Here is an 11,628-nt window from a genome sequence, read left to right on the forward strand (position 1 = left end):
GGAAATGGCCGTTTTGTTTCCAGGATGGCTTTAGTCCGACCGGCCCCATACCCCGACTATGGGCTCCGTTGGCACCTGCCAACGAACTGGACTCATGGAGCATAGAACAATGAAAGACGCACATGGCTACCAACTGACCGGCTGCAACGGCCAAGCGCAGGCGTTGCTTGACCAGGCGCTGGAGCAGTTCCGCTGCCTGCGCACCGCCTCGCTGGCGAGCACCGAAGCCGCACTCGAAGCTTCTCCTGAACTGGTGATGGGCCACGTTCTTAATGCCTGGCTCTATTTGCTAGGCACCGAAGCGGCTGGAATCCCCGTTGCCCAAGCCTCGCTGAACCAAGCCCGGGCTCTGCCGCAAAACGACCGGGAGGCGCGCCATACTCAGGCGCTGCAACTGTTGATCGACGGCCGCTGGCACGCGTCCGGGCGCATGCTGGAAGACCTCAGCCTCGAGTATCCGCATGACCTGCTGGCATTGCAGGCAGGCCATCAGCTGGACTTCTTCACCGGGGATGCGCGCATGCTGCGCGACCGCATCGCGCGGGTATTGCCGGACTGGTCATCCTCGGTGCCGGGCTATCACGCCGTGCTCGGCATGTACGCCTTTGGGCTGGAAGAATCTGGCGACTACCTGCACGGCGAGCGCGTTGGCCGCGAAGCGGTGTCACTGCAACCCGATGATGCCTGGGCGCAGCACGCCGTCGCACACGTGCTCGAGATGCAGGGCCGGCGTGAGGAAGGCATCGCCTGGATGCGAGGCAACCCGGCCTGGCAGCAGGACAGCATGCTCGCGGTGCACAATTGGTGGCACCTCGCCCTGCACTATCTTGAGCACGAGGATTTTAAAACGGTGCTGGCCCTCTACGACGGCCCGATCGATGGCCATCAGGGCAGCCTCGCAATGGAATTGATCGACGCCAGTTCGCTGCTCTGGCGCCTGCAACTGCGCGGTGTGGATGTCGGCAATCGCTGGACGGGCGTTGCCGAACGCTGGGCCGCGATGGCCAATGACGGTCGTTACGCCTTCAATGATTTTCACGCGGCGATGGCGTTTGCCTGCAGCGGTCGTACCGACCTGCTCGACGGGCTAAGCGAAGCGCAGCGGCGCGCCTGTCGGCAGGAGGACGACAATGCACGCTTTACAGCGATGATCGGTGGTCCAGGGGTCGAAGCAGTGACGGCGTTCGTCGATGGGCAATATGCGCGTTGCGTGGATTTGCTAAGGCCAGTCCGCAGTCAGGCTCATGTATTTGGCGGCAGCCACGCCCAGCGCGACCTGATCGACCAGACCTTGCTCACCGCCGCACGCCGCAGCGATCAGCACAGTCTGGCGAGAGGCCTGCAGCGCGAACGCGAGCTGCTTGCTCGTCAGCGCAGCGCGGCTTGAGACAGAAGGGATGTCGGCAGTGCCGGCATCCCGGCTTCAGGGCAGCACCACCAGGTGGTTCGGCAGCTCGTTGCGCTCGTGCGTTGCCGGTACGTGCTGCTGGAGCAACGTGCCGCAGGCATCGATGCAGCCGACAAAACCCTCCAGCACCCGTCCGCTGCGCACATGGGCGGTAAAGGTTTCGACGATCGACTCCCAGGCGCTGTTGTCGATGCGGCTGGAAATGCCTCGATCCACCAGAATTTCCACATAACGCTCGGCTTCGGAGACAAAGATCAGCATCCCGGTGCCATCGTCGGTGTGATGCAGGTTCAGTTCGATGAACTGCCGCCGCGCCAGGTTGCAGGCACGCCAGTGCCGTACCGAGCGAGGAATCAATCGACTGGTCACCTTGGGTATACGAAACAGTACCGCCAGCACCAGGAAGGTCAGCCATTGCACCAGCAACAACTGCCAGCCTGCCAGCCAACCGGTAAAGAACAGCAGCGCACCGGGCAGCACCAGCGCAATCAAGCTCGCCCAGAGTAGCGGGATATAGCGATAGTCATCGGACTGGCCGGCCAGTACGGTCACCAGCTCGGCATCCGTTGTGCGCTCCACTCGGGCGATGGCCTCGGCCACCTGCTGCAGTTCGCTTTCGCTCAAAAGGGTCATTGCATGTCCATCATTGATGAGGCTCTTGTCGTTCTGATCTGAAGGGGCGAGCCTGCATGGCAGGCCCCATCGAGTTCACGTGCCGGCTACCAGCCACCGGAAGCGCCGCCGCCGCCAAAGCCGCCGCCACCGCCGCCGAATCCGCCGCCACCGCCAAAGCCGCCGCCGCCACCACGGCCCATGCCACCGAGCAGGGCACCGAGTAATACCGCGCGACCCGCACCTCGTCCGCCTCCGCGACCACCACGGCCGCCACCGATGACGAAAATCGCCACCAGCATCAGAAAGAAGCCAAGAATGCCGAGCCCGCCCGGCTGCTGCGCACCCATCGGCATGGCCGGCGGCAGCGCAGCGGTCCGCAGCGGATCGCCACCCAGCACCTGAATAATGGCCGCGGCGCCTTCGGTAATCCCACGGGTGAAGTCGCCCTCGCGAAAGGCGGGTGTGATGATGCGATTGATGATCACCGACGACTGCGCATCGGTCAGCCGGCCTTCCAGGCCATATCCGACTTCAATGCGGACTCGGCGATCATCACGCGCAACGATCAACAGCGCACCGGTGTCCTCGTCTTTCTGCCCGATACCCCACTCACGCCCCAGCTCGACACCAAACTCTTCGATGCTGCGGCCTTGAAGATTCGGCACAGTGACGACCACCACCTGCTCGCCGCTGGCCTGTTCATGCGCGGCGAGCATGCTGGTCAGCCGCGCCTCGGCCTGCGTATCGAGCAGTTCGGCCTGATCGACCACTCGGCCGGTCAGCGCAGGCAGCTCGACGCTCTGGGCGGCGATGCCGCTCGCCCAGAACAACAGCGCGAGGATCAGGGGGAGCGTACGCATCATTGGAATTGCACTTGCGGCGCCCGTTCAGCGTTCTCGGTTGTGGCCTCGAAGTTCTCGCGAATGGGCATGTCGCCGTACATCAGGGTATGCCAGATGCGGCCGGGGAAGGTCCGGATCTCGGTGTTGTAACGCTGGACGGCGGCGATGAAATCGCGACGTGCGACCGCGATGCGGTTCTCGGTGCCTTCGAGCTGCGATTGCAGCGCAAGGAAGTTCTGGTTGGATTTCAGATCCGGGTAGCGCTCGGACACCGCCATCAGCCGGCTCAATGCGCCAGTCAGCTGGCTCTGCGCCTGCTGGAACTGCTGCATCTTCTGCGGATCGTCGAGGTCATCAGCGCTGATCTGGATCGAGGTTGCCTTGGCGCGCGCCTCGGTCACTGCAGTGAGGGTGTCCTGTTCCTGACGGGCGAAGCCCTTGACCGTCTCGACGAGGTTGGGAATCAGGTCGGCGCGGCGCTGGTACTGGTTCTCGACCTGTGCCCAGGCCGATTTCACCTGCTCGTCATACTGCGGAATGTTGTTGATGCCACAGCCGGCCAGCAGCCAGGACATGAACAGGACAACCGTCAGTTGCCAGGTGAATCGATAACGCTGCATCTGCATGATCCGCTCGTCCTTCCAAAAATCCAGGGTACAGGATAAGGATAGCCGAGCGGTCCGAGAGTTCAGGTTGTAACGACCTCAGATCACGCCGGCACGACGCAGCGTGTCAATCTGCTCGGGCGCACAGCCCAGCAGCCGCTGCAGCAAGGCTTCGCTGTGTTCGCCGAGCAGCGGCGGGGCCTTGCGGTATTCCACCGGCGACTCGGACAGCCGAATCGGGCTGGCCACCTGGGGCACGCTGCCCGCCAAAGGATGCGGCATCTCGACACGCAGTCCGCGCGCCTGCACCTGCGGATCAGCAAACACCTGAGCCAGGTCGTTGATCGGTCCGCAGGGCACGCCAGCCTGCTCGAGTATCGCGACCCATTCCGCCGTAGTGCGGAACACCGTGACCTGGCGGATCATCGGCACCAGCTCCTTGCGATGCGCCACGCGCGCCTTGTTACTGGCGAAGCGCGGATCACCGGCCCATTCCGGGTGCCCGGCCACTTCGGCGAACTTGCGGAACTGACCGTCATTGCCCACGGTGAGAATGATGTCGCCATCGGCCGTCGGGAAGTCCTGATAAGGCACGATGTTGGGATGGGCATTGCCCATGCGCTTGGGCGGCACGCCGGTGGTCAGGTAATTCATCGCCTGGTTGGCCAGGCAGGCGACCTGCACGTCCAGCAGTGCCAGCTCAACATGCTGACCAACGCCGCTGTGCTCCCGGCGGTTGAGCGCCGCCAGCACGCCAACGGTAGCGTAAAGCCCGGTGAGGATGTCGGTCAGCGCCACACCGACCTTGACCGGCCCGGCGCCCTCTTCGTCTTCGGCGCGCCCGGTCAGGCTCATCAGGCCGCCCAGGCCCTGGATCATGAAGTCGTAGCCCGCACGCTGGGCGTATGGACCATCACTGCCAAAGCCGGTGATCGAGCAATAGACCAGCTTGGGGTTGATTGCTTTCAGGCTCTCGTAATCCAGCCCGTAGGCCGCCAGTCCGCCGACCTTGAAGTTCTCCAGCAGCACGTCGCATTGGGCCACCAGCTCACGAATGATCCGCTGGCCCTCGGGCTGGGTGAAATCCAGCGTCAGCGACTGCTTGTTGCGGTTGGCCGACAGGTAATAAGCGGCTTCCGACGTGTTTTCGCCCTGCTGGTCTTTCAGGTATGGAGGCCCCCAGTGGCGGGTGTCGTCGCCCGTGCGCGGGCGCTCGACCTTGATCACCTCGGCGCCGAGATCACCGAGGATCTGCCCACACCAGGGGCCTGCGAGCACACGTGACAGGTCGAGGACGCGGATATGAGAAAGGGCGCCGGGCATGAATGAAGCCTCAAGGTGTTGTCGCCGCCACAGACATCAGCCTGCAGCCGGTCGAGGAAAAACGTAGGGTGGATCGGGGCGCGTAGCTGACGCGTTACCCATCCACCAAGCGGAGCTGAAGTTGTCGGCGTAGCCGAAGGTGGATGAAGTAGCGCCATCCACCCTACGGCACCGCTTAGAAGAACGCCTGAATGCCGGTCTGCGCACGGCCCAGAATCAAGGCATGCACGTCATGCGTACCCTCGTAGGTGTTAACCACCTCGAGATTGACCAGATGCCGGGCCACGCCGAACTCGTCGCTGATGCCATTGCCGCCGAGCATGTCGCGGGCGAGGCGCGCCACGTCCAGCGCCTTGCCGCAGCTGTTGCGCTTCATGATCGAGGTGATTTCCACCGCCGCGGTGCCCTCATCCTTCATCCGGCCGAGGCGCAGGCAGCCTTGCAGCGCCAGGGTGATCTCCGTCTGCATGTCGGCCAGTTTCTTCTGGATCAGCTGGTTCGCAGCCAGTGGGCGACCAAACTGCTGGCGGTCCAGGGTGTACTGGCGGGCGGTGTGCCAGCAGAACTCGGCGGCGCCGAGGGCACCCCAGCTGATGCCGTATCGGGCCGAGTCCAGGCAGGTGAACGGGCCACGCAGGCCGCGCACGTCGGGGAAGGCGTTCTCTTCCGGGCAGAACACGTTATCCATGACGATCTCACCGGTGATCGAGGCGCGCAGGCCAACCTTGCCGTGAATCGCCGGAGCAGACAGCCCTTCCCAACCCTTCTCCAGCACGAAGCCGCGAATCGCGCCATCGTCATCCTTGGCCCATACGACGAAGACATCGGCAATCGGGCTGTTGGTGATCCACATCTTGGCGCCGGACAGTCGATAGCCGCCATCAACCTTCTTGGCCCGCGTGACCATCGAACCCGGGTCGGAACCGTGGTTCGGTTCGGTCAGGCCGAAGCAGCCGATGAACTCGCCGCTGGCCAGCTTGGGCAGGTACTTCTGCTTGGTTTCTTCATTGCCAAACTCGTTGATCGGCACCATCACCAGCGAAGACTGCACGCTCATCATCGAGCGATAACCGGAGTCGATGCGCTCGACTTCGCGAGCGATCAGGCCGTAGCACACATAGTTCAGGCCACTGCCGCCGTAGGCTTCGGGAATCGTCGCGCCAAGCAGACCGGTATCGCCCATCTCCCGGAAGATCGCTGCATCGGTGCGCTCGTGGCGAAAGGCTTCGAGGACCCGAGGCGCCAGCTTGTCGGCGGCGAACTGTTGGGCACTGTCACGCACCATGCGCTCCTCGTCGGTGAGCTGCTGATCGAGCAGCAGCGGGTCGATCCAGTTGAAGCTTGCTTTGCCGGCCATGGGTGGTCCTCTTGTCGTAGACGATGAACCGGGCACACGGCCCGGTGCAGCATTGGATGGATTGATACTAGAAGCTGCCGGCGCACCCAGCAAACGAGTAATTCGCATCAATCTGTGCGATTTACTCACTTCAGAGTATGCTCAACGGCCTGAATATCCGGCTATTAGTGAGGCAGCCGCATAATGCGCCGTAAGATTCCCAGCACCGCCGCGCTGGTCGCCTTCGAAGCGGCGGCGCGTCATCAGAGTTTCACCCGTGCCGCCGAGGAGCTGGCGCTGACCCAGAGCGCCATCTGCCGACAGATCGGCGGGCTCGAGGAATTCCTTGGGCTGGAGCTGTTTCGCCGCTCACGCCGAGGCGTGAAGCTGACCGAGGCGGGCCAGTCCTATGCGCGCCGCGTCGCCACTCAGCTCGATGCGGTGGAGCGCGACACCCTGTCGGTCATGGGGCAGCAGGGCGCTCAGAATATTGAGCTGGCGCTGGTGCCGACCTTCGGAACCCAGTGGCTGTTGCCGCGCCTACGTCAGTTCCAGGCCTTGCACCCGGAAATCACCGTCAACCTGACCAATCGCACCCGCCCCTTCCTCTTCGCCGATACCGAGTTCGATGCAGCCATCTACTTCGGCGACGGCGACTGGTCCGGAACCGTGGCCCATCGCCTCATGCCGGAACACTCACTGCCGGTGTGCAGCCCCGCCTTGCTCGGCAATACGGGCCAACTGACTGTCCAGACGATCGCAGAAATGCCGCTGCTGCAGCAGACCACCCGACCCTATGCCTGGCGTCAGTGGTTCGATTCGTTGGGAATGAAAGTCGCACGGGACATGACCGGTCCCCGCCTCGAACTGTTCTCGATGCTGGCCCAGGCTGCCGAGCATCAGATGGGCATCGCGCTGATTCCGCCGTTTCTGATTCAGCGCGAACTTGCCGAGGGGCGCCTGGTGATTGCACACCCCCACTCGTTCCGGCGCGAGGATCAGGCCTATCACCTGATGATCCCCGAGCGACGCGTGGAGTCGGCCGCCCTGAATGCCTTCCGCGACTGGCTGCTCGACGAAGTGCACGCCTGGATGGCTCAGCAGGCTAGCCGCTGACGGGCTTGCCGGCCGACTGGTGTGCTCCCCAGTCAGCCTGGAGTAATTGCACCTCGCCGGACAGGCACAGCCGGCGAATCAGGCCGCTTCCGGCTTCTTCTTTCGCGGCTTCAGATACTTCGTCAGGCCCTGAAACCACATCACCAGCGCGGGGTTGCCCTGGATCTGGATGTCTTTGTTCTGAATGCCCTGCATAAAGGCGAGCTGCTTGTTCTTCGCGTTCATGGTGTCGAAACCGTAGGCGCTGTCCTTGAATCCAATGGCGAAGGCAGGTTCAACGGCAGGGCCGCCGTGGCTGGTGACGCGCTGATCCTTGACCCGGTAGTGGCGAGCCACTTTGCCGTCGAGGGTATGCAATTGGAAGGTCAGGTCTTTGTCGCCGAGTTGTTTCTGAAAATCTGGGTTGTTGCGGCTGGCCTTGGCCATCAGGCGACCAAGCATCCAGAGAAGAAAGCGAAATTTCATGTTTGACCGACCGTTGGCGGGAAAAGCGGCATTGTAGCGGCTGGTCGGAGCGGCGGAAGCAGGAGAACAGAGGGGTCTGGAGAGGACTGCTCAGTCAGGTTGACCCGGAGCCTGGGTGGCCCCGGGCGGCGCGACGTTTAGTTGATCGCGTCTTTGAGCATCTTTCCCGGCTTGAAAGCCACTGTGTTGCTGGCCTTGATAGTGACGGGTTCGCCCGTTTGCGGGTTCTTGCCTGTACGGGCCCCGCGATGTCGTTGTACGAAGGTGCCGAAGCCCACCAGGGTGACACTGTCCTTGCGGTTCAGTGCGCTGGTGATTTCATCCAGTACGGCGTTGAGTACACGGTTGGCCTGATCTTTGGTGAGATCGGCCTTATCAGCGATAGCGGCTGCGAGTTCCGGTTTGCGCATAGATAGCCTCTACATATTTATTGTTTTTTTTTGTTTCGCTGCTCTCCGAACAGCGTTCCATACCGCCGCAGCAGCTCTAGGCTGCACCAGCGGGTCAACGGAGCATGGCACGCTGCTAGCACTCGCGCCAGTCCTCGCCAGCGCTTTGCCGAATCATTGCGGAGACTTTAAGGACAGAATTTGGGGCAGTTCAGCCAACACCGGCGGTAGCTGCTTGTTGAGCGCCAAACGCTGCTGCACGGCCGTTCCGGTCAGGGCGTAGCCCAGCAGGCGGCCTTCGCGATCCTGAAACAGCGCCGTCAGATCATTGCCTTCACCCTCGACGCTCCAACTGCCCTCGCTTCCGGCTGCTGGCGGTGAGACAACCAAGGGGCAAACCGGCGTCTTGACCGTGATTGGCATGGGCCCGTAGGTAACGGGTGTCGGCTGACCGGTGAGGGTTCTGGCCAGCGCACGAACGCCGCTCATCAGCGGCATCACATAAAGGAGGTTGAGCCCTTCGACCTCGGCACAATCACCCAGGGCGTAGACGTGCTCCGCCGAGGTCTGCAGCAGCCGATCGACTTCGATGCCCCGGCTGACCTGCATGCCCGCAGCTTCGGCCAGCTCGGTGCGCGGCCGCAGTCCCACGGCACTGACCACTAGATCGCACGGGATTTTCTGGCCATCCGACAGCCGCGCCACCAGCCCGTCATCGTCGCGCTCCAGCCGCTCTAGCACCGGACCCAAATGGAAACGAGCCCCCAGAGACTCCAGCCCGCGCTGTACTGCAGCTGCCGGCTCGACCGGTAGCAGTGACGGCATGATCTGCTCGCATGGCGCGACCAGCTCCACCTCATAACCCCCGTGCAGCAGGTCATTGGCAAATTCGCAGCCGATCAGCCCGGCGCCGAGGATCAGCACGCGGCGCTTGCCTTGTGCGGCCTCACGGAAACGGCCGTAGTCGAGCAGATCGTTGATGGGGAAGATGGCCTCCTGCGCATCACCGGCAACCGGCACGTTGATGGTTTGCGCGCCCCAGGCAATGACCAGATCACGGTAGGGCACGGGCTCGCTGCCGATCCAGACGCGACGGTTGGCCGGGTCAAGGCGCGTCACCTTGGTGTGGGTGCGAATCTCGGCGTTGAGCTGGATGGCCATCGGCCCGGCCACCGTCATGCCGAGCGCGTCGGCATCCTTGTTCATGGCGAAGCCGGTGGAGAGCATCGGCTTGGAATAGGAACGGCCGTCGTCAGCGGTAATCAGCAGCAGCGGCGTCTCGGTGTCGAGCTTGCGAAATTCGCGGGCGAGGTTATAGCCCGCCAGCCCGGTGCCGATGATCACCAGAGGCAAGTCTTTATCGTTCGAGTCGTTCATATCAGCCGATCGCGATCATTTCGAAGTCAATCTTGCCGACGCCGCAGTCGGGGCACAGCCAGTCTTCCGGCACATCTTCCCAGGCGGTGCCAGGAGCGATACCTTCGTCCGGCCAACCTTCGGCCTCGTCGTAGATGAAGCCGCACACCACGCATTGCCACTTTTTCATCGTTCACCTCGATCAGTCTCGGTTGCGCTGCACGCTATACCAGAACACCGCGTACCGCCAAACACCGGCCGCCTGGTGATAGACCGCGAACCCGTAAAGATTTTCCGGACAAACAAAACGGGCGGCCTGAGCCGCCCGTCCGGGTTCACGCCGCGTTAACGAGCGGTCGCGATACCTACCAGCGGATCACTGATACCCATCACATAAAAGCCGATCAGACCGATGCTACCGGCCATCACAAGGTAGTACAGCGTCGGTAGCATGGTCTTGCGCAGGGTGATGCCTTCACGCCCCAACAAACCAACCGTGGCCGAAGCCGCCACCACGTTGTGAATGGCGATCATGTTGCCCGCCGCCGCGCCCACCGACTGCAGCGCCACCATCAACGCGCCGGAGAGGCCCAGCAGGCTGGCGGTGTTGTACTGGAACTGCGAGAGCATCAGATTGGACACGGTGTTGGAGCCCGCAATGAAGGCCCCCAGCGCGCCGACCGCAGGCGAGAAGAACGGATAGACACCGCCCACGCTGTTGGCTACCAGCTGCGCCATGGCCACCGGCATGGACACCAGATCCGAGCCATTCACGCCCGAGTTGATCAGGATCCGCACCATGGGAATGGTGAAGATCAGCACGAAGCCAGCACCAAGTAGTGTCTTGCTCGACTCGGCGATGGCAGCGCCCAGCTGAGCGGCCTTCATCCGATGCAGGAAGAAGGTCACCAGCACCACCATGCAGAGAATCCCGCCTGGCAGATACAGCGGCTCGAGGGTACCGGAAACGCCAGTCTCGCCAAGGATGTCCTTCCAGCCGAAGCTGACCGACATCAGCGCAGCTTTGAGCTCCGGAAAGATACGCGACATTACCAGGAAGATCGCCAGCAACAGGTACGGCGCCCAGGCCATCGGTACGGAGATCGGTGTACGTCCAGCGACGTCGTCGATCTTCATCTCGATCTTGCCCATCCACTCCACCGGCCACTCGCTGGCCGGGGCGAAGTCCCAGCTGGTCTTGGGCAGCAGGAAACCCGCCTTGGCGGCCGGAACCACGATAGCCAGACCGACCAGGGCGCCGATCATCGACGGGAATTCCGGACCGAGGAATACACCCGCGGCAGCGTAAGGGATGACGAATGCCAGACCGGTGAAGATGGCAAACGGCGCCATCGCCAGCCCTTCGCCCCAAGAGCGGTTGCGACCGAAGAAGCGCGTCATGATGCAGATCATGATCAGCGGCATAAGGATGCCGCACAGCGCATGAATGATCGCCACACGCGAGTAGATCAGCTGGAAGAACACGTCCCAGCTGCTACCCAGGGTCGTCATTTGCCCGCCAAGGGTGGCCTGATCCAGACCGCCGGCGACGCCCACCAGAATCGGCGTGCCCACCGCACCAAAGGACACCGGCGTCGATTGCACCATCATCCCCAGCACAACGGCCGTCAGCGCCGGGAAGCCCAGTGCGACGAGCAGCGGCGCAGCCACCGCAGCCGGCGTACCGAAGCCCGAAGCACCTTCGATGAAGCAGCCGAACAGCCAGGCCACGATCAGCACCTGGACGCGCTTGTCCGGGCTCACGTTGGCGAAGCCGCGACGAATCGAAGCGATGCCCCCGGAGTGCTTGAGCGTATTGAGAAGAAGGATGGCGCCAAAGATGATCCAGAGGATCGCGGCGGTAAGAATCAGGCCTTGCAGCGTGGAAGCCAGGACCCGGTTGAAGGTCATGTCCCAGGCCAGCAGGCCGATCAACGCAGTGAGGACGAAAACCAGCGGCATTGCGTACTTGGCCGGCCAGCGAAAGCCGATCAGCAGTACCCCCGCCAGCACCAGCGGCACGAAGGCCAATATGGACAGCAGTGTCTGACTCATTGTTGGGTTCCTTGTTTTTTGTTGTGAACCGCTTCTATCCGGGAACATCCCGGTCCCACGCATGGCTGAAATGAACAACTCACTCCAGTCCGAGCGACTGACCAACAGGTCACATTGG

The 11,628-nt window shown here is 62.7% G+C and carries 12 protein-coding genes; 2 read left to right on the forward strand and 10 right to left on the reverse strand.

Annotated features, from left to right (window positions below; genetic code table 11):
• The first annotated feature begins 109 nt into the window (after positions 1-109).
• Complete coding sequence (locus ACSSNI_RS07610; RefSeq protein WP_200636238.1) at positions 110-1,387, forward strand: tetratricopeptide repeat protein; 1,278 nt, start codon at positions 110-112, stop codon at positions 1,385-1,387.
• 36 nt (positions 1,388-1,423) lie between these two features.
• Here ACSSNI_RS07610 and ACSSNI_RS07615 read toward each other — a convergent pair whose 3' ends face one another.
• The 5 genes from ACSSNI_RS07615 to ACSSNI_RS07635 all read right to left on the reverse strand — a co-directional run bounded on the left by ACSSNI_RS07615 (position 1,424) and on the right by ACSSNI_RS07635 (position 6,150).
• Complete coding sequence (locus ACSSNI_RS07615; protein ID WP_200636237.1) at positions 1,424-2,041, reverse strand: TPM domain-containing protein; 618 nt, start codon at positions 2,039-2,041, stop codon at positions 1,424-1,426.
• Positions 2,042-2,127: 86 nt separating this feature from the next.
• Complete coding sequence (locus ACSSNI_RS07620; protein WP_200636235.1) at positions 2,128-2,886, reverse strand: TPM domain-containing protein; 759 nt, start codon at positions 2,884-2,886, stop codon at positions 2,128-2,130.
• Positions 2,883-3,491, reverse strand: coding sequence for a LemA family protein (locus ACSSNI_RS07625; protein WP_102837756.1), 609 nt, complete (start codon positions 3,489-3,491; stop codon positions 2,883-2,885). Before ACSSNI_RS07625 ends, ACSSNI_RS07620 begins: the two co-directional genes overlap by 4 nt.
• 78 nt (positions 3,492-3,569) lie before the next feature.
• Positions 3,570-4,793, reverse strand: coding sequence for a CaiB/BaiF CoA transferase family protein (locus ACSSNI_RS07630; protein ID WP_200636233.1), 1,224 nt, complete (start codon positions 4,791-4,793; stop codon positions 3,570-3,572).
• A gap of 175 nt (positions 4,794-4,968) precedes the next feature.
• A complete protein-coding gene (locus tag ACSSNI_RS07635; protein ID WP_200636231.1) occupies positions 4,969-6,150 on the reverse strand; it encodes an acyl-CoA dehydrogenase in 1,182 nt (393 codons plus the stop codon).
• A 183-nt stretch (positions 6,151-6,333) separates the two neighbouring features.
• On the opposite strand from ACSSNI_RS07635, the gene ACSSNI_RS07640 reads away from it, so the two are divergent.
• On the forward strand, positions 6,334-7,245 hold the full coding sequence (locus ACSSNI_RS07640) for a LysR family transcriptional regulator (protein ID WP_200636229.1): 912 nt from the start codon (positions 6,334-6,336) through the stop codon (positions 7,243-7,245).
• Positions 7,246-7,323: 78 nt separating this feature from the next.
• Here ACSSNI_RS07640 and ACSSNI_RS07645 read toward each other — a convergent pair whose 3' ends face one another.
• The 5 genes from ACSSNI_RS07645 to ACSSNI_RS07665 form a co-directional block, all read right to left on the reverse strand.
• Positions 7,324-7,710, reverse strand: a complete 387-nt coding sequence (locus ACSSNI_RS07645) for a helicase (RefSeq protein WP_102837760.1) — start codon at positions 7,708-7,710, stop codon at positions 7,324-7,326.
• A 137-nt stretch (positions 7,711-7,847) separates the two neighbouring features.
• The gene (locus ACSSNI_RS07650) at positions 7,848-8,120 is read right to left on the reverse strand and encodes an HU family DNA-binding protein (RefSeq protein ID WP_045431184.1); all 273 of its coding nucleotides are present in this window, start codon (positions 8,118-8,120) and stop codon (positions 7,848-7,850) included.
• 153 nt (positions 8,121-8,273) lie between these two features.
• Positions 8,274-9,476 (reverse strand): NAD(P)/FAD-dependent oxidoreductase, encoded by a 1,203-nt coding sequence (locus ACSSNI_RS07655; RefSeq protein WP_200636227.1) that lies wholly within the window; start codon positions 9,474-9,476, stop codon positions 8,274-8,276.
• A gap of 1 nt (position 9,477) precedes the next feature.
• Positions 9,478-9,645 carry a rubredoxin gene (locus ACSSNI_RS07660; protein WP_102837762.1) on the reverse strand — a complete coding sequence of 56 codons (168 nt, stop codon included), beginning with the start codon at positions 9,643-9,645 and terminating at the stop codon, positions 9,478-9,480.
• A 155-nt stretch (positions 9,646-9,800) separates the two neighbouring features.
• Positions 9,801-11,510 carry an L-lactate permease gene (locus ACSSNI_RS07665; RefSeq protein ID WP_200636225.1) on the reverse strand — a complete coding sequence of 570 codons (1,710 nt, stop codon included), beginning with the start codon at positions 11,508-11,510 and terminating at the stop codon, positions 9,801-9,803.
• Positions 11,511-11,628: the final 118 nt, after the last annotated feature.

The sequence above is a fragment of the Stutzerimonas tianxiuensis genome, from assembly GCF_053470365.1.